Annotated in this window: 25 protein-coding genes, 1 tRNA gene and 1 pseudogene; 8 read left to right on the forward strand and 19 right to left on the reverse strand. The window is 58.2% G+C overall.

What is annotated here, in order from left to right; all coding sequences use genetic code 11:
* Positions 1-19: 19 nt before the first annotated feature.
* Positions 20-766, forward strand: coding sequence for a 3-oxoacyl-ACP reductase family protein (locus ACIQV9_RS10310; protein ID WP_403100781.1), 747 nt, complete (start codon positions 20-22; stop codon positions 764-766).
* 69 nt (positions 767-835) lie between these two features.
* On the opposite strand, the gene ACIQV9_RS10315 is transcribed toward ACIQV9_RS10310, so the two are convergent.
* Positions 836-1531, reverse strand: a complete 696-nt coding sequence (locus ACIQV9_RS10315) for an HAD-IA family hydrolase (RefSeq protein ID WP_403100784.1) — start codon at positions 1529-1531, stop codon at positions 836-838.
* A gap of 251 nt (positions 1532-1782) precedes the next feature.
* Here ACIQV9_RS10315 and ACIQV9_RS10320 point away from each other — a divergent pair, with 251 nt between their 5' ends.
* Entirely contained in the window at positions 1783-6636 is a 4854-nt protein-coding gene (locus tag ACIQV9_RS10320) for an RHS repeat-associated core domain-containing protein (protein ID WP_403100786.1), read from the forward strand.
* 954 nt (positions 6637-7590) lie between these two features.
* Here ACIQV9_RS10320 and ACIQV9_RS10325 read toward each other — a convergent pair.
* From ACIQV9_RS10325 to ACIQV9_RS10350, 6 genes and pseudogenes are all read right to left on the reverse strand, one after another.
* A pseudogene (locus ACIQV9_RS10325) lies at positions 7591-7809 on the reverse strand (hypothetical protein); the annotation flags it as partial.
* Positions 7810-7915: 106 nt separating this feature from the next.
* Positions 7916-8098: a hypothetical protein gene (locus ACIQV9_RS10330; RefSeq protein WP_403100789.1), complete on the reverse strand. Its 183-nt coding sequence runs from the start codon at positions 8096-8098 to the stop codon at positions 7916-7918.
* 123 nt (positions 8099-8221) lie between these two features.
* On the reverse strand, positions 8222-8650 hold the full coding sequence (locus ACIQV9_RS10335; RefSeq protein WP_403100792.1) for a glycine zipper domain-containing protein: 429 nt from the start codon (positions 8648-8650) through the stop codon (positions 8222-8224).
* A 192-nt stretch (positions 8651-8842) separates the two neighbouring features.
* The gene (locus tag ACIQV9_RS10340) at positions 8843-9214 is read right to left on the reverse strand and encodes a hypothetical protein (protein WP_010456583.1); all 372 of its coding nucleotides are present in this window, start codon (positions 9212-9214) and stop codon (positions 8843-8845) included.
* 335 nt (positions 9215-9549) lie between these two features.
* Positions 9550-9735 (reverse strand): hypothetical protein, encoded by a 186-nt coding sequence (locus ACIQV9_RS10345; RefSeq protein WP_131062468.1) that lies wholly within the window; start codon positions 9733-9735, stop codon positions 9550-9552.
* Positions 9736-9922: 187 nt separating this feature from the next.
* Entirely contained in the window at positions 9923-10243 is a 321-nt protein-coding gene (locus ACIQV9_RS10350; RefSeq protein ID WP_094471420.1) for a YbjQ family protein, read from the reverse strand.
* A gap of 317 nt (positions 10244-10560) precedes the next feature.
* On the opposite strand from ACIQV9_RS10350, the gene ACIQV9_RS10355 reads away from it, so the two are divergent.
* Positions 10561-10902 carry a type II toxin-antitoxin system RelE/ParE family toxin gene (locus tag ACIQV9_RS10355; RefSeq protein ID WP_403100796.1) on the forward strand — a complete coding sequence of 114 codons (342 nt, stop codon included), beginning with the start codon at positions 10561-10563 and terminating at the stop codon, positions 10900-10902.
* A 9-nt stretch (positions 10903-10911) separates the two neighbouring features.
* Complete coding sequence (locus ACIQV9_RS10360) at positions 10912-11214, forward strand: Fis family transcriptional regulator (protein WP_403100799.1); 303 nt, start codon at positions 10912-10914, stop codon at positions 11212-11214.
* Positions 11215-11370: 156 nt separating this feature from the next.
* On the opposite strand, the gene ACIQV9_RS10365 is transcribed toward ACIQV9_RS10360, so the two are convergent.
* Positions 11371-11460: transfer RNA gene (locus ACIQV9_RS10365), tRNA-Ser, on the reverse strand.
* Positions 11461-11767: 307 nt separating this feature from the next.
* On the opposite strand from ACIQV9_RS10365, the gene ACIQV9_RS10370 reads away from it, so the two are divergent.
* The 3 genes from ACIQV9_RS10370 (at position 11768) to ACIQV9_RS10380 (ending at position 14499) form a co-directional block, all read left to right on the forward strand.
* Positions 11768-12457 (forward strand): crotonase/enoyl-CoA hydratase family protein, encoded by a 690-nt coding sequence (locus tag ACIQV9_RS10370; protein WP_403100802.1) that lies wholly within the window; start codon positions 11768-11770, stop codon positions 12455-12457.
* Between the two features lie 214 nt (positions 12458-12671).
* The gene (locus ACIQV9_RS10375) at positions 12672-13394 is read left to right on the forward strand and encodes a 1-acylglycerol-3-phosphate O-acyltransferase (RefSeq protein WP_403100805.1); all 723 of its coding nucleotides are present in this window, start codon (positions 12672-12674) and stop codon (positions 13392-13394) included.
* A gap of 133 nt (positions 13395-13527) precedes the next feature.
* Positions 13528-14499: a magnesium and cobalt transport protein CorA gene (locus ACIQV9_RS10380; protein WP_403100807.1), complete on the forward strand. Its 972-nt coding sequence runs from the start codon at positions 13528-13530 to the stop codon at positions 14497-14499.
* A 101-nt stretch (positions 14500-14600) separates the two neighbouring features.
* Here the strand turns inward: ACIQV9_RS10380 and ACIQV9_RS10385 are convergent, their stop codons facing one another.
* The 3 genes from ACIQV9_RS10385 to ACIQV9_RS10395 all read right to left on the reverse strand — a co-directional run bounded on the left by ACIQV9_RS10385 (position 14601) and on the right by ACIQV9_RS10395 (position 18794).
* The gene (locus ACIQV9_RS10385; RefSeq protein WP_403100810.1) at positions 14601-15323 is read right to left on the reverse strand and encodes an amidotransferase; all 723 of its coding nucleotides are present in this window, start codon (positions 15321-15323) and stop codon (positions 14601-14603) included.
* A gap of 95 nt (positions 15324-15418) precedes the next feature.
* A complete protein-coding gene (locus tag ACIQV9_RS10390) occupies positions 15419-17563 on the reverse strand; it encodes a 3-hydroxyacyl-CoA dehydrogenase NAD-binding domain-containing protein (RefSeq protein WP_403100813.1) in 2145 nt (714 codons plus the stop codon).
* 25 nt (positions 17564-17588) lie between these two features.
* Positions 17589-18794 carry an acetyl-CoA C-acetyltransferase gene (locus ACIQV9_RS10395; protein WP_403100815.1) on the reverse strand — a complete coding sequence of 402 codons (1206 nt, stop codon included), beginning with the start codon at positions 18792-18794 and terminating at the stop codon, positions 17589-17591.
* A 598-nt stretch (positions 18795-19392) separates the two neighbouring features.
* Between ACIQV9_RS10395 and ACIQV9_RS10400 the strand changes: the two genes are divergently transcribed.
* Positions 19393-20214, forward strand: a complete 822-nt coding sequence (locus ACIQV9_RS10400) for a c-type cytochrome (protein ID WP_403101033.1) — start codon at positions 19393-19395, stop codon at positions 20212-20214.
* Between the two features lie 120 nt (positions 20215-20334).
* Here ACIQV9_RS10400 and ACIQV9_RS10405 read toward each other — a convergent pair whose 3' ends face one another.
* The 8 genes from ACIQV9_RS10405 to ACIQV9_RS10440 all read right to left on the reverse strand — a co-directional run bounded on the left by ACIQV9_RS10405 (position 20335) and on the right by ACIQV9_RS10440 (position 26835).
* Positions 20335-21150 carry a transglutaminase domain-containing protein gene (locus ACIQV9_RS10405; protein ID WP_403100817.1) on the reverse strand — a complete coding sequence of 272 codons (816 nt, stop codon included), beginning with the start codon at positions 21148-21150 and terminating at the stop codon, positions 20335-20337.
* Positions 21147-22097 (reverse strand): alpha-E domain-containing protein, encoded by a 951-nt coding sequence (locus ACIQV9_RS10410; protein WP_131062458.1) that lies wholly within the window; start codon positions 22095-22097, stop codon positions 21147-21149. Before ACIQV9_RS10410 ends, ACIQV9_RS10405 begins: the two co-directional genes overlap by 4 nt.
* Before the next feature lie 12 nt (positions 22098-22109).
* Positions 22110-23519, reverse strand: a complete 1410-nt coding sequence (locus tag ACIQV9_RS10415; protein WP_150711767.1) for a circularly permuted type 2 ATP-grasp protein — start codon at positions 23517-23519, stop codon at positions 22110-22112.
* Positions 23520-23918: 399 nt separating this feature from the next.
* A complete protein-coding gene (locus ACIQV9_RS10420; protein ID WP_219095560.1) occupies positions 23919-24260 on the reverse strand; it encodes a ribonuclease E inhibitor RraB in 342 nt (113 codons plus the stop codon).
* A 213-nt stretch (positions 24261-24473) separates the two neighbouring features.
* Positions 24474-24707, reverse strand: coding sequence for a hypothetical protein (locus tag ACIQV9_RS10425; RefSeq protein WP_403100826.1), 234 nt, complete (start codon positions 24705-24707; stop codon positions 24474-24476).
* A 210-nt stretch (positions 24708-24917) separates the two neighbouring features.
* Positions 24918-25793, reverse strand: a complete 876-nt coding sequence (gene speE / locus ACIQV9_RS10430; protein WP_403100828.1) for a polyamine aminopropyltransferase — start codon at positions 25791-25793, stop codon at positions 24918-24920.
* Positions 25794-26048: 255 nt separating this feature from the next.
* A complete protein-coding gene (locus ACIQV9_RS10435) occupies positions 26049-26240 on the reverse strand; it encodes a PLDc N-terminal domain-containing protein (protein ID WP_010456621.1) in 192 nt (63 codons plus the stop codon).
* Positions 26241-26304: 64 nt separating this feature from the next.
* Positions 26305-26835, reverse strand: a complete 531-nt coding sequence (locus ACIQV9_RS10440) for a hypothetical protein (RefSeq protein WP_403100831.1) — start codon at positions 26833-26835, stop codon at positions 26305-26307.
* Positions 26836-26978 lie beyond the last annotated feature (143 nt).

The following is a 26978-nucleotide window of genomic DNA, read 5'->3' on the forward strand; positions in this document are numbered from 1 at the left end:
CGGGACTTCGGAGATCGTTATGACTACTCAGAACCTCAGCGGCAAAGTGGCGTTGATTCAAGGCGGGTCCCGCGGCATCGGCGCCGCCATTGTCAAACGCCTGGCCGCTGAAGGCGCGACCGTTGCCTTCACCTACGTCAGCTCCACAGCCAAGGCCGAAGCCTTGCAAGACAGCATCACTGGCAATGGCGGCAAAGCCCTCGCCATCAAGGCCGACAGCGCCGACGCCGAGGCCATTCGCAGCGCCGTGAACGCCACCGTTGAAGCCTTTGGCCGCCTGGACATCCTCGTCAACAACGCCGGCGTGCTGGCCGTTGCACCACTGGAGGATTTCAAACTCGAAGATTTCGACCAGACGCTGGCCATCAACGTGCGCAGCGTGTTCATCGCCACCCAGGCCGCCGCCATACACATGACTGAAGGCGGTCGCATCATCAACATCGGCAGTACCAACGCCGACCGCATGCCCTTCGCCGGTGGCGGCCCTTACGCCATGAGCAAGTCGGCGCTGGTCGGCCTGACCAAAGGCCTGGCCCGCGACCTCGGTCCGCGCGGTATCACCATCAACAACGTGCAACCGGGCCCGGTCGACACCGACATGAACCCGGCCGACGGTGACTTCGCCGACAGCCTGATCCCGCTGATGGCTGTGGGGCGTTACGGCAAAGCCGAAGAAATCGCCAGTTTCGTTGCCTACCTGGTAGGGCCGGAAGCCGGTTACATCACAGGGGCGAGCCTGACCATCGACGGTGGTTTTGGCGCCTGATGTTCTGAATCACGCATAAAAAACGCCGGCAACCCTGATCAGGTTGCCGGCGTTTTCTTGTAAGCAGCTTTAAGCCCATTCGAGGGCTGGCAAACCACAAGCACTCGGCTTGAACGCCTTCAACGAACGAAGAATGCCGTCGGCGTGTGCGTATTTTTCGTCAGCCATCGCCGCGTCGGGAATTGCAATCGCGGTCATCCCCGCCGCTTTCGCCGCCGTGACACCGAACGGCGAATCTTCGAACACCAGGCAATCCTCGGGCGCAACGCCCAGGCGCCGCGCCGCCGTGAGGAAGATATCCGGCGCCGGTTTGGCCGCGCCCACTTCCGGGTCATCGGCCGTGACAACAAAGTCGAACAACGCGAACCAGTCGCGGTGCAAGGTGGTTTTCTGGCCGAATGACTGGCGCGAAGAACTGGTGCCGACCGCGATCGGAATGTTGTTGGCTTTCAAGTGCCGAACCAGTTCCTCGGCGCCGGGCATCGCCAGCGCTTTAGGAAAACGCTCGCGCATCAGCGGTTCGCGAATCACCAGAAACTCTTCGGCGGTGATGGGCAGCTCCAGCGCCTCGACCACGTACCGCGCCAGATCACCCGCGCCACGGCCGATGATGTTCTGTTTGATGCTCCAGTCGAAGACCCGACCGTAGCGCGCGGCAATCATGGACGTGACCTCGGTATAAATGCCCTCGGTGTCCAGCAACAAGCCGTCCATATCGAAAATCACGGCCTTGATCGGGCCGTATTCATTCAGCGGTGCATTCATCGCATCTGATCCGTTTTGTAATGACATCCCAGAGGCGGCTCAGGTGCGGCCGGGTCCGTGATCGATTAAAGGATTCAGCAGCATAGCGAGCGCGGCTGCCATCGGGCAACGGGCAATCCCTCACAGATACAAAAGTGCTCGTCGTCATTTAGCGATTTTCCCTACATAAAACGCCTCCTTTCCCGACTTCTTTACCCGTTGATCCCAAGCAAAGTCTCGCGCTCAAACTTGATCTGCGCGAGGGACTGCGAATGTTCGTACCTGACAAGGTACTGGCCTTGAATAACGCCATCGGCCTGCTGGTGGTTGCCGCCATGGACCCCGAGCAGCCGAATGTCGAAGCGCTGCTCGGTGACTTTCGGCTTTGCCTCAATGAATACGACGCCTGGGCTGAGAGTTTCTGGACCGGCAAGGCGCTGGATATCGAGCAGGTGTTCAAGGTCGGCAACGAAGTCCGCCTGGTGGCGCCGAAGAATTCCACCACCCCTGTCAGTTCGACCGTCGCCGCATGCCCGGCAGCGGGCCCCCTGACCCTTGTGCACATGTTCGACTCGGCGCGGTTCGTGCCGATCGGCAATACGCCGGTGATGCTTGAGCCGATGATCGCCGACGGCACGTTTGGCGAGCCGGTCCATCACGAGATCGGCCCCAGCGGCATCCTCGAAATCCCCGAGTGCGAACGCAGCCTGCGTTACCGCATCACCTTCTTTCCGAACGTTTCTGCGGATCATGTCAAAGCGCTCTACGCCTCTTATCAAGGCGTTATCAGCGATCTGGAAGGCTGGCTGCGTAGCGAGTGGGCGACCGAGTTCGAACCCTCGTGGACCGAGTTCGCCGAGGCCGGCTTCATCAAACGCTACGGCCTGCTGCAACAGGCCGACTGGCGCGGTCTAGAGAATTCCCTGAACGGGCTGTGGGATGACGTGAAGCAGATCTACGAGCTGATCGCGAACCTGCAGGCCAACAGTGAAAAGCTCCTTGAGTACCTGACCGAAACCGAACTTGAAACGCTGCTGGACGCTTCAGCGCAATCCATCGCCAATCTATTGTTGGTGTTGAGTGATGAGCCCTTGCTGTTCATTCATCTGGCGGCGATCACCAGTTGGTTGCGGATGTTGCCACCACAGTTTATCGCCGAAGTCGTGGCGGAGATTCGCACGGGAATATTGATCGGCTTCCTGCTGGCGCGCTTCACGGGTCCTACGGGACTGAAGCTCGGCATTAGCGCCAAGGTGCTGGACAAGGTCAAATCCGAGCGCGCGCGCAAATGGCTGGCCGCCGCGAGCCTGAGGTTGGCCGGGCTTGGCACCAAATCCGACCTGACGACCCACGCGGGCGTACTCAAACCCCTCGCGGTCAATGTCCGAAATGCTCCGCTGAAACCCGCACCCGCCGTGCCGTTGCAGATCAGCACGGGTACTGCGCCGGTTTTGCTGGTGCAGAATCCGGTCGCCATCGCTCGCGACAAATCCGCAGCCATGACCCGATTGGGCCGCCAGGAACACCGTGACGACGTTGCCGATCAAGCGAAGAACCCCAACGGCGACAGCGCCGATTGCGGGCCGCTGACCTGCACCAACGGTTGCCCGGTGTCGATGGTCACCGGCGAAGAATTGCTGACACTCGACGAGGGTTCGCTGAACGGCTTGCTGCCTTTCGCATTTACCCGGATGTACCGAACCAGCGCCGTGGAAATGGATTGCGGGCTGGGTTGGGGCTGGAGTCATTCGCTGGCGCATCGTCTGGAGCTGGACGCAGAACATGTCGTCTGGACCGACCATGAAAACCGTCGCACGACGTTTCCCCTGCCCAGTCTTTCGCGTCCGGCGATTCATAACAGCCTGTCCCGGGCCGCGATTTACCTGGGGAACAAACCTGAAGAACTGGTCCTCGCACTGGCCGGTGAGACGGCGCGGTTCTATCACTTTGTGAATGGTCGGCTGACGACCATCAGTGATGCCTACGACAACCGGCTTCACATCACCCGCGACCGTCAGGATCGCATTCAACGCATCGACAACGGCGCGGGACGTTCACTGCTATTGCGTTACGAGCGCCGGCACATCGTGACGATCGAATATCAGTCATTTCATCCCGCCGACGGGTTGGTGGATGCCTGGCGTACAGAGCAAACGCTGATTGCCTACCGGTACGACGCCCGTCACCGCTTGATCGAAGCGACCAATGCCGCCGGCGAAAGCGAGCGATACGACTACGACGACCAACACGTGATTCTCCAGCGGCAACTGGCCGGTGGGGCCAGTTACTTCTGGGAGTGGGAAAGGTCTGGCAAGGCTGCCAGATGTGTCAGGCACTGGGCGACTTTTTCGCAGATGGATACGCGTTATGCCTGGGATGACGACGGCGCAGTGTTGGTTAAAAACGCCGATGGCAGCGAAGAAGTTTATGTCCATGACGATAAGGCGCGATTGGTGCGTCGGGTTGAGCCGGATGGCGGCGAGCATCTCAAGGCCTACGACGACCAGGGTCGATTGACGACCGAGCGCGGTCCATCAGGGGCAATCACCCAGTATCGCTACGACGAGGTCGGGCGGCTGATCGCGCTGATTCCACCGGAAGACGAGCCAACGTCCTACGAATATCGCTACGGTTTCCTGCATGCGCGATATCGCGGTAAAGCGGTGTGGAAATACCGGCGCAATGCTCAGGGGGATGTCACCGAGGCCATCGATCCCGACGGCCACATCACTCACTACCACTACGATGCTCAAGGACGGCTGCTGTCTATCCGTTACCCGGACACCAGCCGTCATGTGTTCGTGCGGGATGCAATCGGGCAACTGGTCGAAGAGACATTGCCGGACGGCAGTCAGCGGCGTTTTTCCTACGATGTATTGGGTCGACAGATTGCCCGTCAGGACGAATACGGCGCCGTCACTCAATACCAATGGGACGTCGTTGGCCGACTGATCCAGACAATTTTTCCTACAGGCGCCAGCCGCGCGTTCAGTTACAACGCCTACGGCAAAATTACCGCCGAACGCGATGAACTGGGGCGCGTCACCCGTTTTGAATACGACGATGACCTGCATCTGGTCAGCCGCCGAATCAATCCCGATGGCACGCAGCTGCGTTATCGCTACGACAACGCCCGGCTGCTCCTGACGGAAATCGAAAACGAATCCGGCGAACACTATCGACTGGACTACACGCCCGGCGGATTGATCCGACAGGAAATAGGCTTCGATGGCCGGCGCACAGCGTATGCCTACGACCGCAACGGCCATCTACTGGAAAAAACCGAATTCGGCGATGACGGCTCGCAGCTGTTTACGAGTTACCAGCGGGATATGGCCGGGCGCCTGCGGGTCAAAAACCTGCCCAATGGTGTCAACGTCGAGTATCGCTATGACAGCCTCGGTCGATTGGCTAGCGTCGATGACGGCCACGACCATCCGCTGGAGTTCGAGTACGACAAGCAGAATCGGCTGATCACCGAGCATCAGGGCTGGGGCACGCTGCGCTATGCCTACGACGCCTGCGGCAAACTCAATCATCTGCGTCTGCCGGACAACAGCAAACTCGACTATCACCACGCCAAGGGCGGTGTGCTGACAGCCATCGATCTCAATGGCACACGCCTTACAAGCCACACGTACCAATCCGGCCGAGAGATTCAACGCCGGCAAGGCCTGTTGCTCAACCAATATGACTACGACGAACAAGGCCGCCTGAAAGGCCACGCCGTCAGCCAACACCAGCAGCCACTGTATCGCCGCGACTACGCCTACAGCGCCAACGGCAATCTCGAGCACATCGCCGACACCCGTCATGGCCAACGCAGCTATCAATACGATCCGCTCGACCGACTGATCCGCGTCCGCCACTCCCGCGACCAGCAGCCCGAAAGCTTCGCCCACGACCCCGCCGGCAACCTGTTGATGCAGGACCGGCCCGGCCCGGCCACCGTCAAAGGCAATCGCCTGCTAATGCAAGGCGATCGCCATTTCGACTACGACGCCTTCGGCAACCTGATCCGCGAGCGCCGCGGTGCCGCACAAAAACTCGTCACCGAATACCACTACGACTGCCAGCATCGATTAATCGGCGCCACTCTCCCGAACGGCAACACCGCCAGCTACCGCTACGACGCATTCGGCCGCCGCATCAGCAAAACCGTCGACGGCAAAACCACCGAATTTTTCTGGCAAGGCGACCTCCTCGTCGCCGAACACAGCCAGGATCACCACCGCAGCTACCTCTACGAACCCGGCACCTTCCGCCCGCTGGCCATGCTCGACGGCAAAGGCCCGCGCCAGGCCTGCCCGTTCTACTACCAACTCGACCACCTTGGGACACCGCAAGAACTCACCGACTACAGCGGCGATATCATCTGGGCTGCCCAGTACACCGCCTATGGCCGCCTGACTCGCCTCAATCGCGATACCCATCAGGTTCTGGATCAGCCATTGAGGTTCCAGGGGCAGTATTACGATGCGGAGACGGGACTGCATTACAACCGGCACCGGTACTACAACCCGGATGTGGGACGGTATCTGACGCCGGATCCGAGTAAGTTGGCGGGTGGGTTAAACGGATATCAGTACACGCGGAACCCGACGGGGTGGGTTGATCCGTTGGGGTTGAGTGATTGTCCTGGAGCGGATGGATGTAAGAAGCCTTCGTTTGGGGATGAGGATCCGGCGGGGAAGGCGAAGGTTGATCAAGGGGAAGCCCGACTCCCGTCATATTCGGAGGAAAAGTATTTATATCGTGGAGACGGTCGCCACCCAGATGAGATATTTGAGCAAGGGTTTAGAGCTAAGGGCGACAGCAATGACTTGCTTCTCCATTCCCTTGACAGTAACAAGCCTCCGAGTAATTTTGTAAGCACCACCCCGGTGAGAGACGTTGGAATCGATTTTGCGACGAAATTCAATATGAGGAGTGGTTTTTTGTACACGATCCGGATGATCCCTGGAAGAGACCTAATATCGGAACTAGGCAAAAAATATAAGTTTAGTAGTGAGCGAGAGATCGCAATTCAAGGTGGAGTCAAAAGAGAAGATATTCTTGGTGTCACACCCATAGGTGCTAATGGTCGCCCAGCTGGCCACACCACATTAAATCCGAACAGGAAATAGAGATTGGACAGCGTGGAGATTGCGATAATCAAGAACGGCGAGCGTCAGTCAGTGAAACTACTCTGTGATTCAGAAAACCTGACCATTACCTTGGTTATGGAAGACGGATATCGAAAAGTATACGCGGGCGACGACTTCTTTAAATGCCTAGGACATATTAGGGAAGACCATTGCGATGTGATTTTTTTGTGCAAAGGTGCAAAAATAAACGTACATCCCTCTACTATGTCTTCCCAGATGTCGTTGGGCGTAAAAGCCTATGAACTGACACTCGGAAAAACAGCATCAAGAAGAGATTTAGTGAGTATTTTCGATTATGAGGATAACAATCTGACGTGTGACCCAAAGGTCCAGGAGGATTTTTTCATGCGATGGGTTGAGTCCGATATATCCAACTAGTACCTAACAAAATAACATATCCTGAAAAAGCCCAGCTTGAACTGGGCTCATCTTCCACAGAGAACTCACACTAACCACCCTAACCACCAGTCCCACCCCCAGCACTCCCCGTCCCTCCTCCCGCACTCCCCGAACTCCCACCGCTCCCACCACCATCCATCCCCGAACCACCAGAACTACCGGATCCTCCAGACCCACCGCCAGAACCGCTCCCAGTCGAACTTCCACCGCTCATCGACCCGCTTCCCGCCCCCGGGCTGGTGCTACTCCCGTTCGCATCCCCCGCATTTCCACCGCCTATAGAGCCAGGCGGCAGCGTCTTCCCGTCTCCAGAACCCGCATTCATTTCAGTAGACGGCGGCATCCCGCCCTTATCAACCGGCGCGCCGGAAGATTGAGCAAACGCCGCCATTGAACTGATCGACAACACGCTGCTCACCGTCAGGACCATCAATTTTGATCTGGTCATGGTGCATCTCCTTAAAAAGGTGCGTACCTGATTTCTGGCAGCGCTGGCTTTTTAAAGGTGCCGCTCAATCGATGAATGGTTTTTCCGCTCGCCTCACCAGAACCATCGTTACTCGCAGTGTCCCGATCCTCGGGGATAGCCTCAACATCGCCGCGCTTCACATCATTAATTGGCACTTGCTCAACCGCAGTGTCATCGTCAGGCGGACGTTGATCGCGACTCAAGGAATCGGTGGGCGAAGGCAGCGGGTATTCAGGGGTGTCGTCGACATCGTCGACATCGTCGACTTTCGGATCAGCGTTCATAAAGCACCTCTCGAAGGGCCTGAAAAGCAGGCCCTGAAATTTCGAGGGCTGGGCAATGCTTGCGTTCGATCAGAGAGACGATCGGTCGATTGCGCCACCACACGGGTCAATCTTCGTCTTCTTCATCTTCTTCATTCTCGAGGTTTCCCACATCCCCGGCGTCATCGGAATCATTGAGCGGGACCGTCGCATCATCCATCAAAGATCCCGGATCTTCGTTGCCTGGGTCATTGATGAACGGAAGCCCGCTCGGGCCTTTTTCTTCTTTGCCTTCGGTTTCAGGAGTCATGGCAGTCCTCACAACGTAGGGGTGTATGACGTTCGAGGCGGCGTGCGACCAAACGTTCCGGAGTGCTGCAGGCAGACACGAAAAACCCGGCCTGGGCCGGGCTTCCTTTAACTCTATATCGAATCAGTGATGTTTATTCTTGTGCTTGTTTTTGTGTTTATTTTTATGGCCGCCCCCGGAATGTGAGCCACCATTGTCGCTGCCGAGGTTGTTGCCGACCGCCCCACCTGCTGCGCCACCCAGGCCTGCGCCAATGGTCGAACCGGTAGAACCACCGAGGCTATTGCCGATCACCGAGCCGCCCGCCGAGCCTAATCCACCGCCAATCGCGGCCTCTGTGCGACTGCCCTTGTTCGCGCCAACTGCACTGCCCGCAGCGCCGCCAACACCGGCACCAATCGCTGCGCCTGTGCTCCCGCCCATTTGCTGACCCACTACGTTACCGAGTGCACCGCCAATACCACCGCCAACTGCCGCAGTGCCGTCACCGGCAGCCATTGCACCTTGAGCGACCAAAAGTCCCAGAAACAACGTGGACAATGTCAAACGCATGATATGAACCTCAAATTCCGTATCGGGGGTAAAAGTACGCGCTACGGATGGGCGTGAGTCTAGCACCTGCACGCACTGAATCCGGCCAGCGATGAAGGTTGGACAGCTGCAAACTCGAAGTCTGTGAAAACGAAACATCCAGATACGAAAAGCCCGGCATTTCGCCGGGCTTTTCGATTTCATCGATCAGGATCAGTGACGCTTGTGACCCTTGGCCAGATTGCTGCCCACGCCGCCGCCCAATGCGCCGCCCAAGCCTGCGCCGATGGTCGAACCGGTCTTACCGCCCAGGCTGTTGCCGATCACCGAACCACCGGCCGCGCCGACACCGCCACCAATGGCCGCTTTGGTGCGGCTGCCTTTACGTGCTGCCACGGCACTGCCGGCTGCGCCAGCAACACCCGCGCCGATTGCCGCGCCGGTGCTGCCGCCCATGCTCTGGCCGACCACGTTACCCAACGCACCACCCAGACCACCACCGATCGCAGCAGTGCCATCACCGGCAGCCATCGCACCTTGAGTCACCAGAAGTCCCAGAACCAGAGCAGGCAGTGTTAAACGCATGACGAAAAACCTCAAAAATAGGGGAAACCGAAAAGCCGGGGATTGAATGCTTTCGAGGAAGAAACGTCCACACAAAAATCGCCCCTCCTCGCCATTGGCGACGGTTGGACAGCTTTTATGGAAAAGGTTTTATGACAGGCAAAAAAAAGCCCGCTGGGGAACGGGCTAGGGTACTGCTTTCTAACGGATGAGCTGAGACTACGTAGGCGGGTGTGAAAACTTTGTGAAAAAACATCAACAGAAAAATTAACGTTGGTCTGTGGGCCATTTCCGAATATCGACCCCCTCTAAAACTAAAAAACCCCACTCATTGGCGGGGTTCGTCCGGTTGATCATTACTTCGTGGGCGGCACCACTTTGGGCCTGAATTTCGATTTGAATACTTTGGTCGCTGCGGATTTCACTTTGCTGGTCTCGAGTGGATCTTCGCCGAAGCCCGCCACATACTCCGTCTGGCCACACTGCACGCAATTGTTGATTGGAAATTCTGCCCCGTCGTCTTCGATATACGGATCAGCCATAGCTCTTCCCCTCTCAAAGCGGGATCGATACCGGCAAGCCCTATTGCCTGAAAAATATCGACCACCAAGGCTTTTGAGACTAGCCGGTCATTACCGGACTTGTAATTCAGATTTCCGTATGCCCGACGAATGGACCCCGTCGCCTCCTACAAAACCACCTGGAAATTAAACAGATTCATCCCCTCACTCACCTCAGCTTGACCGCCGTCCCGGTCACAAACACCACCACCATCCCGCCCTTGCCGGCCGGCATGCTGATCTCAAAATCGAGCCCCACCACCGCATCCGCTTGAAGCGCCCGCGCCCGCTCCTTGATCTCCTCGGTCGCCTGAATCCGCGCTTCCTTCAATGCCCGCTCCAGCGTCTGGGAACGCCCACCGAAAAAATCCCGCATGCCGGCGAACAAGTCGCGGATAACGTTGACGCCCTGCACCGACTCGGCGCTGACGATGTCCAGGTAAGCGGTGATTTGTCGACCTTCGATGGCGTGGGTGGTGGTGGTGATCATGGGGATTCCTTCTTAATCGATATTTGCTCAAGACTACATGGACAGAAGCTCAACCAACGCATCCAACGCCAGCAATGTCACAGACCCCACCGCTGTCATTCGTCCTACATCATTTTCAGAAATGACTCTGCAGATTCACTTGGGGCAATTGCAGTCCCAAGATAGAAACTCAGACGCCAGAAATCCTTGGTTTCTGTTGCCTTAAAAAGATTCGCTTCGTCTTTTGAATAATCATCTGCTGACCGCAACATTTGTTCCGCTGATCAGGCTGCTTAGCGGAAATTTGCGTCATGCACCTATTTAGGTACACTCCACCTATGACTGATGCAGCGCCAGTGCTGAATGTCCGCTTTTTTCGTACAGATGCTGGAAATGAGCCTGTGCGGGAATGGCTAGCCAATCTCCCCCGGGACCATAGGCGAATGGTGGGGACAGAGATCAAAACCGTTCAGCTTGGGTGGCCCATCGGAATGCCGGTCGTTCGGAAGCTTGAAATCGGCCTTTGGGAAGTCCGGGTCGACCTTGGCGACACCATCGCACGCATTATTTTTACGGTTTCTGAATCCGACATGGTGTTGCTGCATGGATTCATCAAGAAAAGCCAGAAAACACCTGCACCAGACCTGGCGACGGCCAAACAACGCAGAGTAAAACTATGAGGCACAAAGATGAACAAGCATATAGGGTCTGACTTTGATGACTTTCTCGCCGAACAAGGTCTTGCCGAGGAAGTTTCCGCCGCAGCTCTCAAACGCATCATTTCCTGGCAAATTGCTGAAGCTATGAAGTTGCAGCGCGTCAGCAAGAAAACGCTTGCTGAACGAATGCATACAAGCCGCACCGCAGTTGATCGGGCGCTGGACCAAAACGACTCTGGAATGACGTTAGCCACGCTGGCAAGTGCTGCCCGAGCATTGGGCCGGCGTGTAGAGGTACGTCTGATCCCTGAGGGCGAAGAGACTCACGCATGAGTCCGATCGTTGGATTGGCGACCCACAGCCTGCCCCCATGCCAGCCTTCGCTCGCGCTTAGCGAAAGGTGGCAACACCGTTTTCAAGTCTGGCATCATCAAAAACTACAAAACCCCTGATTTCTCTCGAAATCAGGGGTTCTGGTTATATCGAATTTGGCGGTGAAGGAGAGATTCGAACTCTCGATACAATTTCTTGTATACACACTTTCCAGGCGTGCTCCTTAAGCCACTCGGACACTTCACCGTATCTCGTCAAACATGTTCTGTCTGTCGAGGCGCGCTAATGTAGTCGAAAGCTTTTCTGATGGCAAACTTTTTTTGCAGAATTTTCATGCGCTTAGCGATTTAGTCGTTCCTGTCGGTTCCGGGCGATGGCAAACCTGCCAATCTCCGGCTTCGCACCCTCTTCTATAAGGAGAGGAATGCACGGTGGGAGTGGCGGGCTACGCTTGCCCGGCGGGGAAAGGGTGACTGGCGGGTCAGTCACGGCGCTTTACCTGGCCTGCCGCGGTGGGTAACGTCTGCCCAACTTTCATACAAGGAATAGCGTCATGAGTGAGTTGATTTCCTACCACCTCGAAGACGGTATCGCGACCCTGACCTTGAGCAACGGCAAGGTCAATGCCATCTCCCCCGACGTGATTGCTGCGTTTAATACTGCGCTGGATCAGGCGGTGACTGATCGTGCGGTGGTGATCATTACCGGTACGCCCGGGATTCTGTCCGGCGGTTATGACTTGAAGGTGATGACGTCCGGCCCGAAAGAAGCGGTCGCGCTGGTGACGGCTGGCTCGACGCTGGCTCGTCGTCTGTTGTCGCATCCGTTCCCGGTTATTGTGGCGTGCCCTGGGCATGCGGTGGCCAAGGGCGCTTTCCTGCTGTTGTCGGCGGACTACCGCATTGGTGTCGACGGCCCGTTCAGCATTGGCCTGAACGAAGTGCAGATCGGCATGACCATGCACCACGCCGGTATCGAGATCGCGCGTGATCGTCTGCGCAAGTCGGCGTTCCACCGCTCCGTCATCAACGGTGAGATGTTTAATCCACAGAGCGCCGTGGATGCCGGTTTCCTCGACGTGGTGGTGTCGGCCGATGAACTGCAAGGTGCAGCGCTGGCGGCGGCGCGTCAGTTGAAGAAGATCAACATGACCGCGCACAAGAACACCAAGCTGAAAGTGCGCAAGGCGCTTCTCGATACGCTGGATAACGCGATCATCCTGGACCAGGAACACATGGGTTAAGCCCAGTCAGGCTGCACAGAAAAGCCCGACCGTCGTGTCGGGCTTTTTCTTACGTGTTTAGTTGAAAAGGCTGCAACCGCTCTAGGCTGCGTCTGACCCACAAGTCGGAAACATGCGCACAAACATCGCCTATCTCCTCCCTCTATAGCGGCAATTGCCGAAAACAGTGCACATCCGTACACTGCGCCACCTTTTGTCCCGGTGGGGCCTGTAAATGCTGTTTGTGTTTCGTATGTTATTGATGGGCCTGCACTTTATTCTGGCCGGTGTGCTTGGGGTGATTCTGGGCCTGTGTCGTCCGTTCAACCCGGACAACAGCCGGTTGTGCGCGCGCCTGTATGCGTGGCCGGCGATGTGTATTTTGCGTTTACGGGTGAAGGCCGATGTCGGACCGTTGATGGATAAGTCCGACAGCTGCGTGATCATCGCCAACCACCAGTCCAACTACGATCTGTTTGTGTTCGGCAACGTGGTGCCTCGCCGCACCGTGTGCATCGGCAAAAAAAGCCTGAAGTGGGTGCCGCTGTTCGGGCAGTTGTTCTGGCTGGCGGGCAATGTGTTGATCGATCGCGGCAATGCGCACAAGGCGCGCCAGTCGATGTTGACCACCACGCACACCTTGCAGCATGAAGACACGTCAATCTGGGTTTTCCCCGAAGGCACGCGCAACCTCGGTGAAGAGTTGCTGCCATTCAAGAAAGGCGCGTTCCAGATGGCGATCGCCGCGGGCGTGCCGATAGTGCCGGTGTGTGTCAGCAGTTACGTCAAACACATGCGATTGAACCGCTGGCGCAGCGGGAAAATTCTGATCCGTTCGCTGCCGGCGATTCCTACGGCGGGATTGAGCCTGGATGACATGCCCCTGCTGATCGCCCAGTGCCGCGAGCAGATGCGCGAGTGCATCGAGTCGATGGACCGGCAACTGCAAGCCGCGTAAAAAGAAACCCGCCCTGTGCGGGTTTTCTTTTGGGTACGAACTCTGCAGAGTTTGCTGACTCTCAAGCAGCAGACAAGGCTAAGCTGAACACTGCCTGCCACTGCCAACTGCAAATAAGAAGTGAAACTGAATCATGGGTCGAGTTGTTGCTGCTGCGGTTTATAGCGCCGGTAAGAAAGTCACCAATATCACCCTCGACGAAGGCGCTGCCTGGGCTGCAAAGCCTGGCCACTTTGTCTGGATCGGCCTTGAAGAGCCGAATGCCCTGGAGCTGACCAACCTGCAACGCCAGTTCAACCTGCACGAACTGGCCATCGAAGACGCCCTGGAAAAACACAGCCGACCGAAGCTCGAAACCTTTGGCGACGCCTTGTTTATCGTCACGTATTCGCCGATCCGGCACGAAGGCAAACTGGAGTTCATCGAGACTCATATCTTTGCCGGCAACGGTTACATCATTACCGCCCGCAACGGTCACTCGGCGTCCTACGCCCTTGTCCGCCAGCGTTGTGAGGCGCGTCCGCTGTTGCTGGAGCACGGGGAGGATTTCGTACTCTATGCCATCCTCGATTTTGTGATTGAAAACTACCAGCCGATGGGCGAAGCGATCCATGCCGAGATCGATGAGCTGGAGCGCAACGTGCTGTGCAGCGCGCTGAATGAACACGACATCCAGAAGCTCCATGGCCTGCGCCGGGACGTCTTGCGCCTGCGTCGTTATGCGGCGCCGATGGTCGAGATTGGCGAGGAGCTGCAGAAGCTGAACTTTCCGTTTATCGACAAGAACATGCGCCCGTACTTTCGCGATGTGCAGATTCACGTCACTCGGCAGATGGAAGACCTGACGACCCTGGCGGATATTGCCAGCCAGACCATTGAGGTCGGGGTGTTGCTGGAGGCGTCACGGCAGAGCGTGGTGCAGCGCAAGTTTGCGGCGTGGGCGGCGATTCTGGCGTTCCCGACGGCGGTGGCAGGGATTTACGGGATGAATTTCCAGAACATGCCGGAACTGACCTGGCACTACGGGTATTTTGGCGTGTTGGGGTTTATTGCGGTGGGGTGTGTGAGTTTGTGGGCAAGTTTCAAGAGATCGGGGTGGCTGTAGTCGAGAACGGGTTGCCGGGCAACATAGAATCTCCCACATGGATCTTCGCAACACGGAAAACCTGATGTGGGAGCGAGCCCGCTTGCGAAGCTTTTAAAGGTTTAAACAGCTTCCGGCTTGTGCGCCACAAACCGCATCATCCACTCGGCAACCGTAGTGCCGTGATGCTCTTGTTCAAGGCTCGCCACGCCTTTGGTGTAGATCTGCTCACCCAGTGCTTCCTGACGAATCTCCAGCAGCGCACGAGAATAATCGTGAATGAATTCCGGGTGTCCCTGGAAGCACAGCACCTGATCGTTGATGTGGTACGCGGCGAACGGGCAGAAATCACTCGAGGCAATGACCGTGGCGTTTTCCGGTAGCGACGTCACCTGGTCCTGGTGGCTGATCAACAGCGTCAGCTCTTCCCGCACCGGGCTCATCCACGGCGCCTTGGCGGCGAGTTTGTATTTGTGAGTGCCGACGCCCCAGCCCTGGGTTGCACGCTCACTCTTGCCGCCCAACAACAGCGCCAACAACTGATGGCCGAAGCACACGCCCAGCAATTTGTCGCCACGCTCATAGCGCTTCAGCAAGTAGGCCCGGAGGGTCTCAATCCACGGATCGGTGCCGAAGGAATCGGCCTTGCTGCCGGTGACGAGGTAGGCATCGAAAGTCAGTTCATCACTCGGGTACTCGCCCTGCATCACGTTGTACACGGTGAACTCGGCAGCGATGGGTTGCTGCGAAAACAGATGCTGGAACATCTGCCCGTAACCCTGATATTGATCGATCAGCTCTGGACGCAGAATGTCGGTTTCGAGAATGCAGATGCGTAACGACATAAAAAATACCTGACACGTGATGGGAATAATGCACACCCCAGAGCCTGCCTCGAAACACCGCAACAAGGCAAGCCCCGGAAGGCGTCATACGTCCCTTAGAAGGCCTCCCCTTTGGCGGCTTTCTCCAGCAATAACGCAGGCGGCGCAAAACGCTCGCCATACTGCTGGGCCAGGTACTGGGCGCGGGCGACGAAGTCTTTTACGCCGTACTGGTTGATGAACTGCAGCGCCCCGCCAGTCCAGGCCGCGAAGCCGATGCCGAAGATCGAGCCGACGTTGGCGTCCGCCGTCGAGGTCAGCACGCCCTCCTCCACACAACGCACGGTTTCGATGGCTTGCACGAACAGCAGGCGATCACGCACATCCTTTGGCGAAATCTGCCCGTCGGCTTTCTCGAAACGGGTCTTGAGCTCGGGCCACAAATGTTTCTGGCCACCGGCCGGATACTCGTAGAACCCGCCTCCTGCGGCTTTACCGGGCCGTTTGTATTCGTTGACCAGCAAGTCAATCACGGCGAACGCCGGGTGCTCGATCAGCGGTTTCCCTTCTGCTTGCAGGTCTTTGGCGGTTTGCTGGCGGATATGGCTCATCAGGCTGAGTGAAACTTCGTCGGAGATCGCCAGAGGCCCGATCGGCATGCCGGCCTTGCGCGCTTCCGTCTCGATCATCGGCGCACTCACGCCTTCGCCGAGCATGGCAATGCCTTCGTTGGTGAAGGTGCCGAACACTCGCGAAGTGAAGAAGCCACGACTGTCGTTGACCACAATCGGGGTTTTCTTGATTTGCAGGACGAAATCGAAGCCGCGCGCCAGGGTCTCGTCGCTGGTGTTGGCGCCTTTGATGATTTCCACCAACGGCATTTTCTCCACCGGGCTGAAGAAATGCAGGCCGATGAACTTCGTTTGATCCGGCACGGCGGTGGCCAGGCCGCTGATCGGCAAGGTCGAGGTGTTGGAAGCGATCACCGCGGCTGGGCCGACGACTTTCTGCGCCGCCGAGGAGACTTTGGCTTTCAGTTCGCGATCTTCGAAGACTGCTTCAATGATCAGATCGCAGCCGGCCAGGTCCGCATCGCTTTCGGAGGTGAGGATCCGCGCCAGAATCGCCTCTCGTTGTTCCGGGAGCATCTGGCCGCGAGCGACTTTCTTGTCCAGCAGTGCCGCCGAGTGGGCCTTGCCCTTCTGCGCTGCCGCGAGGTTGATGTCCTTGAGCACCACCTCGATGCCGGCCGAGGCGCTGACAAAGGCGATGCCCGCGCCCATCATCCCGGCCCCGAGCACGCCGACTTTCTGCGTGACGCAAGGTGCAAACCCCTTGGGCCGCGAGCCGCCAGCGTTGATCTCATTCAGCTGAAACCAGAAGGTGCCGATCAGGTTTTTCGAGATCTGGCCGGTCGTCAATTCCGTGAAGTAGCGGGTTTCGATCAAGTGCGCGGTGTCAAAATCCACCTGGGCACCTTCAACCGCCGCGCTAAGAATTTTCTCCGGCGCGGGCATGCAGCCCTGGGTTTTGCTGCGCAGGATCGACGGCGCAATGGCGAGCATTTGCGCGACTTTCGGGTTCGACGGCGTGCCTCCGGGGATCTGATAACCCTTCACGTCCCAGCGCTGTACGGCGGTCGGATTGGCAATAATCCAGGCGCGCGCCTTGCTCAGCAATTCATCGCGATCCGCTGCCAGCTCGTCGATCAAACCTGCTTGCAACGCTTGTTGCGGCCGGACTTTCTTACCTTCGAGCAGGTACGGCAAGGCTTTTTCAATGCCCAGCATGCGCACCATGCGCACCACCCCGCCGCCGCCCGGCAGCAGGCCAAGGGTGACTTCCGGCAGGCCGAGTTGCACGGACGGATTGTCCAGCGCCACGCGGTGATGACAGGCGAGGCAGATTTCCCAGCCGCCGCCCAGTGCCGCGCCATTGATCGCGGCCACCACCGGTTTGCCGAGGGTTTCCAGGGTGCGCAACTGGCCTTTGAGGGTCAGGACCATGTCGTAAAAAGCCTTGGCTTCGGGTTTGCCGACTTTGATCAGCTCATTGAGGTCGCCGCCGGCAAAGAAGGTTTTCTTGCCCGAGGTGATGATCACGCCAGCAATGCTGTCTTTTTCGGCCACCAGTCGGGCGACGCAGGCGGCCATGGCCTCGCGATAGACCGCGTTCATGGTGTTGGCGCTCTGGCCCGGCATGTCGATGGTCAGGACGACGATCTGGTCCTGACCTTTTTCGTAACGAATGGCTTCGGTCATGTCACTTGTTCCTTAAGGTCGGGGCTCAGAGGCGTTCGATGATGGTGGCAATGCCCATGCCGCCGCCGACACACAGGGTCGCGAGGCCATAGCGCAGGCGCCGGGTTTCCAGCTCATCGAGCAGCGTGCCGAGAATCGCGCAACCGGTGGCGCCCAGCGGATGGCCCATGGCGATGGAGCCGCCGTTGACGTTGACTTTGTCCGGGTCGATGGCCATGTCCTTGATGAATTTGAGCACCACCGAGGCGAAGGCTTCGTTGACTTCGAACAGATCGATGTCTTCAACCCGCAGCCCGGCCTTGGCCAGTGCTTTGCGGGTGGCCGGCGCCGGGCCGGTGAGCATGATGGTCGGATCGGTGCTGGTGACGGCGGTGGCGACGATCCGTGCCCGTGGCTGCAGACCCAGCGCACGGCCTTTGGCCTCGGAACCAATCAGCATCAGGGCGGCGCCATCGACGATCCCGGAACTGTTGCCCGGAGTGTGGACGTGGTTGATCCGCTCCACCTGGCTGTAAACGCGCAACGCGGTGGCGTCAAAACCCATCAGCCCCATCATCTCGAAACTCGGCTTGAGCTTGCCCAGGCCTTCCAGGGTGGATTCGGCGCGGATGAACTCATCGTGATCGAGCAGGACGATGCCGTTCTGATCCTGCACCGGCACCAGCGATTTGTTAAACGAACCGTTCGCCCGCGCCCGCGCTGCCTTTTGCTGGGAATGCAGCGCGTAGGCATCGACGTCCTGGCGGCTGAAACCTTCAATCGTGGCGATCAGGTCGGCGCCGACGCCTTGCGGGGTGAAATGGCTGTGCAGATTGGTTTCCGGGTCCAGCGCCCAGGCGCCGCCATCGCTGCCCATCGGCACGCGGGACATGGACTCGACCCCGCCGACCACCACCAGGTCTTCGAAGCCGGAACGGATTTTCATCGCACCGAGGTTCACCGCTTCCAGCCCCGAAGCGCAGAAGCGATTGATCTGCACGCCAGACACGCTGACGTCCCAATCGGCGACTTGTGCCGCGGTCTTGGCGATATCCGAACCCTGATCGCCGATCGGAGTGACACAGCCCAGCACCACGTCATCAACCTGACTGGTGTCCAGTGAAGTGCGCTGCTGCAACGCCGTGAGCAGCCCGGCCACCAGACTCACCGGTTTGACACTGTGCAAGGCGCCATCGGCCTTACCTTTGCCACGGGGCGTGCGTAACGCGTCGAAAATCAAAGCTTGGGTCATGACGTCCTCGAACCTGGGCGGTGAGTAAATACTGAGCTTCCACCTTAGGCCGAGCCGCCATGGATTCAATGACCGCAGTGCTCACTGGCGTTGACGGACACGCTCAGACGGACGGTCGCTCTGTCGCGGATTAACCGATTCACGGCACCAAGCTGTCTAGCAAACGGGCGCCCAAGAAACTGGCAATAGGCCTCATGCCTTTTTAGAAGCTTTCAGTAAGCGAACCATACGAAATGGATCTAAACCAAGCGTGACGCGGGCTCTAAGGTGAACATGTACGAAGTTGTCGTCGGGTTTTGCCGAGGCGCTCGTCTTACAGGAAGTTCAGCGCTCTGCCGTCATGGAGATATGCAGGCAGGCATCAGGAAATAACAAAAAAGGCGGTCAAGCCATGTTCAAGCATTCGAAAGTACGTCAAGCCGGGCTCATTCTTTTCGCCACTACGCTGTTGTTGATTTTGCCGAACCTGACCAAGGTAATCGGCTAGTCGGTCTTCAAGTAATACGGCGCCAGATTTTTATTTCGCCCTCTTAAAAATGTGACTGGCTCGCTACCCGGGCCGGCGTGGGTGTGCCAACCTTTGCGGCACTTCCACGACATGGACGGCGATCATTTGAAAACGCTCATTCTGCTTGGGGCCTTGCTGCTCAGCACGCCCTTGTATGCCGCACAGCTGAACCTCGAGCTGGGCGCGAGCAGTCGCACCTGGCAGACAGAGGAATTGCTCAAGCACCCTCAGGTCCAGACCATCACCATCAGCGACGACGTTTCCTACAAGCGGGAGATGAGTTATCGCGCCGTTCCGTTGGCAGCGTTGTTGACCGGCATCAAGCCTGAAGATCATCTGCAAGCCGTGGCGCTGGACGGGTTTGCCGCAGAGCTGTCCGCGGCGCCGTTGCTGAACGCCAAAGGCGCGCGCGCGTGGCTGGCGATTGAAGACCCGGCCAAACCCTGGCCCGCGCTGTCTGAAGGTAAACCGGGTGCCGGGCCGTTTTATCTGGTTTGGGTCGATCCACAGGCCGGCAACATCAGCCCCGAGCAATGGCCCTTTCAAGTCGCGAGTATCAAGCGCATGGCGCCCGTGGCCGAGCGCTTCCCTGCCCTGCTACCTGATCCTGCGCTGAAGCCTGATGATCCGGTAAACAAAGGCTTTGCGCTGTTTCAGAAAAATTGCCTGGCCTGCCATCGATTGAACGGTGCCGGGGATGCGCAGTTCGGGCCGGACTTGAACATTCCGTTTAACCCGACCGAGTATTTTGGGGCGGATTTTCTGAAGCGCTACATTCGAGATCCGCAGAGTTTGCGCCAGTGGCCGCAGGCGAAGATGCCGGGGTTTGCGGCGACTGTGTTGCCGGATGGGGATCTGGAAATGCTGGTGGGGTATTTGAAGCATATGGCCGGGCGCAAGGTTAAGCCCTGATCCATTCCCTGTAGGAGCGAGGCTTGCCCGCGAAGGCGTAGTGTCAGTCGACATCAATGTGAATGACACTACGCCTTCGCGGGCAAGCCTCGCTCCTACAAAGGGGTTGTGGTGTTGCGGTTATTGTTGCTGGACGGAGATAACCGGCGAGGGCATCGGCGTCGGCGAAACAAACACCTTGGCATGCATCTGCTCACACCCACCACCCCGGCGCATCCCGCGCACCGGGCAGGCATCCAGGTAATCCAGGCCCACCGCCAGTTTCAAATGCCGCTCAGGCCGGGCCAGTTCATTGGTCACATCGAAGCTGTACCAGGCGTCATCGAGCCAGGCTTCGGCCCAGGCGTGGCTGGCCAGGTGCTCGCTGTTCTCGCTGTACAAATACCCCGACACATAACGCGACGGAATGCCCAGGCTGCGGGCACAGGCGAGAAACGCGTGGGTGTGGTCCTGACAGACGCCCGAACGCCCGGCGAAGGCCTGGGCGGCGCTGGTGTCGACTTCGGTGGACCCCGGCGTGTAGGTCATGTGCTGGTTCAGGCCATGCATCAAGTCGATCAGCGCCGTACGATCCCGGCGTTGCTTGCACTCCTTCTCGGCGAACGCACGCAGCGCCTCGTCGGCTTCGGTCAGCCGGGTGAAGCGCAGGAACGGCAACGCCGACTGGCTTTCATGCTCGGCTTCGCGCAGTTCATCGATGTCCACCTGGCCCCGGGCGCCGATGATGATCGCCTCGTGGGGTTCGTCCATGGTCAGCACATGCAGGATGTTGCCGAACGGATCGAGTTGCGCACGCACCGGGCGCGGCAGGTCGAGTTGCCAGCTGAGCACGTGCTGGCGCTCGCTGTCGTGGGGTGTCAGTCGCAGGTACTGGATGCTCGCCCGCACCTGATCTTCGTAGTGATAGGTGGTTTCGTGGCTAATGGAAAGTCTCATGCAGCCTCCAGGTAGGAACTGTGAATAGCGTTACCCAACTGACGCACCAGCGGGATGAATTCGGTTAGCCAGGCGTGCAGGCCTTCGTCGAGAATTTCGTTGATGCCGGTATAGCGCAGGCGCGCGTCCATCTCTGCCGCCAGACGTTGCGCGGGACGGCCATTGGCCCCCGGCAGTTGGGCAAGGATCTGGTCGATTTCTTCGGTGCAGGCGCGCAGGGAACGTGGCACATCGGCGCGCAGCAACAGCAACTCGGCCACATGCCGGGCACCGGGTGCGTCGCGGTAGATCTCGGTGTAGGCCTCGAAAGAGGACAGCGCGCGCAGCAACGCACTCCACTGGTAATACGCGTGAGCCGTGCCGTCGCTGACCGCTTCGGCTTGATCGCCGGCCATTTCATAGCGGGCGTCGAGCAGGCGCAACGTGTTGTCGGCCCGTTCGATAAACGTCCCCAGGCGAATGAAGCGAAACGCATCGTTGCGCATGATCGTGCCGTAGGACGCGCCACGGAACAGGTGGGAACGTTCCTTGATCCACTCGCAAAAACGGCTCATGCCGTAGCGACTCAAACCCTGCTCGGCGATTCCGCGAATTTCCAGCCAGGTGGCGTTGATGTTTTCCCACATGTCGGCGGTGATTCGGCCACGTACCGCATGAGCACTGGCCCGCGCCGAGCCCAGGCAGCTGTAGATGCTCGCCGGGTTGGCCGCGTCCAGTGCGAAGAAATGCAGCAGCCGTTCGGCGTGCAAATCACCGTGGCGCTCCAGGTAATCGTCCAGGGTGCCGGTAATCAGCAGCGGCATGGCCAGTTCGTGCAGACCGTCACCGCGACCATCCTGCGGCATCAGCGACAGCGAATAACTGATGTCGAGCATCCGTGCGAGGTTTTCGGCCCGCTCCAGGTAACGCGACATCCAATACAAATCCGAGGCAGTTCTACTTAACATGGCAGGCTTCCTTCAATCCTCGACCACCCAGGTGTCCTTGGTTCCGCCGCCCTGGGAGGAATTCACCACCAGAGAGCCTTCACGCAGGGCGACACGGGTCAAACCGCCGGGCACAACCCGGGTTTCGCGGCCAGACAATACAAACGGACGCAGGTCGATATGGCGTGGCGCGATGCCGTTTTCGACAAAGGTCGGACAGGTCGACAGGGACAACGTCGGTTGCGCGATATACGCGTGAGGCTTGGCTTTGATCCGCGCGCGGAACGACTCGATTTCCGCTGCGGTCGCCGCCGGCCCCACCAGCATTCCGTAACCGCCGGAGCCTTGGGTTTCCTTGACCACCAGCTCTGGAAGATTGGCCAGCACGTGGGAAAGTTCAGAAGGGTTGCGACACTGGAACGTCGGCACGTTCTTCAGGATCGGCTCTTCATCCAGGTAGAAACGGATCATGTCCGTGACAAACGGATACACCGACTTGTCGTCCGCGACCCCGGTGCCGATGGCATTCGCCAGCACCACGTTGCCGGATCGGTAGGACGACAGCAGCCCTGGAACCCCGAGCATCGAGTCCGGGTTGAACGCCAGCGGATCGAGGAACGCATCGTCGAGGCGACGGTAAATCACGTCGACCGCCTTCGGCCCGTCCGTTGTGCGCATGAACACCTTGTCGTCACGCACGAACAGGTCCGCACCTTCCACCAACTCGACGCCCATCTCCCGCGCCAGGAAGGCATGCTCGAAAAACGCGCTGTTGAAGCGACCCGGCGTCAGGACCACCACGCTCGGGTTATCGATCGGGCTGGAGCTTTTCAGGGTGTCGAGCAACAGGTTCGGATAATGGTCTATCGGAGCGATGCGCTGGGCCGAGAACAACTCGGGAAACAGCCGCATCATCATCTTGCGGTCTTCGAGCATGTAGCTCACGCCGCTGGGTGTACGAAGGTTGTCTTCAAGCACGTAGTACGTGCCGTCACCATCGCGCACAAGGTCGACGCCGGAGATGTGCGAATAGATATCGCGGTGCAGATCGAGCCCTTGCATTGCCAGCTGGTATTGCTCGTTGGCCAGCACTTGCTCGGCCGGGATGATGCCGGCCTTGATGATGCGCTGCTCGTGGTAGAGGTCGGCGAGGAACATGTTCAACGCCTTGACCCGCTGGATACAGCCGCGCTCGACGATCCGCCATTCACTGGCGGGGATGCTGCGCGGGATGGTGTCGAAGGGAATCAGGCGCTCTGTCCCCTGCTCATCACCGTAGAGCGTGAAGGTAATCCCGGCGCGATGAAATAACAGATCGGCCTCGCGTCGCCGTTGTGCCAAAAGCTCGTCAGGCGTCTCGGCCAGCCAACGGGCAAACTCCCGATAATGCGGGCGGACCTGGCCGCCGGCATCGTACATCTCATCAAAATAGGTGCGGATCATGCCGTACTCCTTGTCACCCGGACATCTAGGCTTCGCAAGGCCCGTGCCATCGGCAGAAACGCTTTGTTATCAATCAGTTAGATAATCACGCCGTTTGCACCGCACCAATCCTGTGCAGCAAACGTCCCAAGCTGATCGCCCCCGCTTCATTGCAAGGCGACGTTGTCGCCTATCACCAGCATAGTCAGAGTTGATTTCACTGCCCGGCTGGCGGTGCGGATAATCCGCGCATCCGCTGCAAAACCTGAACGAACTTCCCTTTAGCCGCCTGCTCAGGCGGTTTTTTTTGCGCCGGGATTCTTGTTTCAGGGTTTTGCCGAGGGGATATTCCGAGCGCCATAAACGAAAACGGCCAACCCGAAGGTCAGCCGTTGCTGAGCGTTGTCACTGTTCATAACGTTATGCGAGTCGCCCTCGTACTTCCTGCTTGACGCCCCACCCTTCGAGGATGCCGCCCAGAGGCTCAACCACGGCCTCGAAACCCTGCTCGAAATCGCCGATGTCATCGTAGGTGGCGTACATGACTTTGCTCAGTTCGAGCGCCCATGCGCCGTCATCGCGCACACTGATCTGCGCGTTCAAGGATTCACCCTTGTATTGCCCTGCCGCCCTGCGTGCCCGCTCCTCGTCCGGGAAAATGGCGTAGAACTCGATGGGATGGAATCGTGAAAAATCGAAACCGCCTTCTTTCATGCGGCGCAACACGCTGCTGCTGATGTCTTCTTGATAGGCTGTGCTCATGAAACGTCCCCCTCAAATTGATGGATAGACTTTCCGTATTCCCGGCACGCGCAACCGATTGGTGCGAGCGATGCGGCAACAACGTTGCCGGTGGGAAGCAAGCATGTAGCTGACAAGACCAGACCTTAGCGATCCGTTCGCTGATCTCGATTGCAGAGTAGCCCCAAGACAGAGGCGCTGCCAAGGCCTGGATAAGAATGAGACAGGGGTTGTTCAGATTGGCGTGATGCTGAGGATTTCAATGCTGTTCTGGGTCTTGAGACTTTTGACACTTGCGTCGGCAGTTCGCCCTTCCAGATCATTCAGATCAAGTTCGGCGGCGACAGGAAGGAGCCGGGCCTTGATGAGTTTCGCGGCGTGCTCGTTGTCCGGGCACTCGTCGCACTCAAAGACTTCATCGACTGTTTCACCGTGATCATCCACGAAAGTGATTTTCCACTTTTGCATCAGTGCCTCCTCGAACAAACCCGCAAATGGGCTTACAACCATCTGGACTTTTGGCCTGAGTGATCGTTCAAACGGATTACCGCACGCCAGCATGAAACACATGGAACCTGTGGGAGTGAGCTTGCTCGAGATAACGGTGTGTCAGCCAACATCAATGTTGAATGACACTCCCTCATCGCGAGCAAGGGGGGTTATGCGCACATCTTCAGTTTAGTCGTTGCTTGGCTTGTTCACCGCTTGCAGAACGTATTGCGGCAAGGCGAAGGCGCCGATGTGGATTTCCGGGTTGTAGTAGCGGGTGATGATGCCGCTGCCGGCGAAACGCTGTTGCAGGGTTTCACGGGACAACTTGCGATAGGCGGTGTTAGTCGCGCCCCAGGCAAAAGTCATCGAGCCGCCGATGTAGGTCGGCACCGCGGCCTGGTAGAAGTGCCAGTCCGGGAACAGGCTGCGCAGGCGACCCGCGGTGGTTTTGACTTCTTCGATCTGCATGAACGGCGTGCCGTTCTGGGTCACCAGGATGCCGCCTTCGTTCAGGCAGCGACGGCAGGCCTGGTAGAAGTTTTCAGAGAACAGCACTTCTCCCGGACCGATCGGGTCGGTGGAATCGGAAATGATTACGTCGAATTTTTCGGTGGTGGTGGCGACGAAACGCATGCCGTCGTCGATCACCAGGTTCAGGCGTGGATCATCGAACGCACCCTTGGAGTGGTTCGGCAGGAATTCCTTGCACATGTCGACCACGGTGCCGTCGATCTCGACCATGGTGATGTGCTCGATGCTGCGGTGCTTGGCCACTTCACGCAGCATGCCGCCGTCACCACCACCGATGATCAGCACGCGCTTGGCGGTGCCGTGCGCCAGGATCGGCACGTGGGTGAGCATCTCGTGGTAGATGAATTCGTCGGCCTCGGTGGTCTGGATCACGCCGTCCAGCGCCATGACCCGGCCCATGCGCGGGTTTTCGAAAATTACCAGGTGCTGGTGTTCGGTGCGCACTTCGTGCAGCAGTTTTTCCATGCGAAAACGCTGGCCGTAGCCTTCGTAGAGGGTTTCCAGGTAGTCGCTGGTGGTGATGTTGCTCATGGGAAGTGCTCCGATGAATGCGGGTGGCAACGGACGGTTACCCGCCCATGATGGCCAATCGATCGGCTCGATTAACCGGGAAAGGCGCGCATTCTACGTTGCGGAAGATGACAGGTCGAACGTCACTTGATGAGCCGACACAATCCCTTGTAGGAGCGAGGCTTGCCCGCGAAGAACGATTACACGGGTTAACAGAAAGACCGAGTTATCGTTCTTCGCGGGCAAGCCTCGCTCCTACAGGGATCGGTGTTGGGATCAGATCCGGACATTGCCCCGTGGCCCGGCGATGGCCCAGATGATCAGGCCCAGGACCGGCAGCAGCAGGATCAGCAGCACCCAGATGATTTTCATCCCTGTGTCGGCGCCACTTTTGAGCACGTTGATGATTGCCCAGATGTCCAGGACAAGAATAATCAGGCCAATCAGGCCGTTGAACGTGGAACCCATGGTGTCGCTCCCGAAGAGTGGTGTGCACTCTTAGGATAGCCGGGCCTTGCGAGGGTTCCGTTTTTTAAACGTGGACCGCGATTTTCAAGGCTTCGAGCGATGGCGCGGCGGTAATACCCACTTCGGCGCACAACTCGAGCACGCGCGGTACGTCGTTGCCGAAGACCAGCACCACTTGCAGTTCGTCGTCGAGCAACTGGCTGAAATTCATCAGCGTGTAACCTCCGTTTTCCTTGTTCATGCTGCCCATCTGCACCTGAATACGGTTGAGCGCGGTCAGGGCTTCGGTCTTGGCCAGTTGCTTGGGTTTGATGTTGAAATCAACACCAGGGCCGAACGAGGCGACGATCTGGGCGAACAGATCCACGTAGGTGTCGGCCTGGAACAGCACGGTTTCCGGCAGGCTGCCAACAACGACCCACTCACCCAGTGGAATCGGGAAGGAGTCGTCGTAGTTGATATCCGGATTGGCCGTCAGAAAAGCCTCGGGATCGGCGTAGGCCTGAACCGCTTCGTCAGCGACTTTCAGGATTTCCTCATCGCTCATGCACCCGGAGCTGATTTTAGTGATGAGTTCGACGAGTGCGGCTTTCATGGGGGCGGATCCTGTAGCGAGTGAATTTTGAGGGCGCGAAGGATAGCGCAATATGCCCAAGGTTTGCTTTTTGTAGGAGCGAGGCTTGCCCGCGAAGGCGTAGTGTCAGTCGACATGAACGTAAATGACACTACGTCTTCGCG

This window comes from Pseudomonas sp. NPDC099000, assembly GCF_044759925.1.
In the GTDB taxonomy this organism is placed as follows: Bacteria; Pseudomonadota; Gammaproteobacteria; order Pseudomonadales; family Pseudomonadaceae; genus Aquipseudomonas.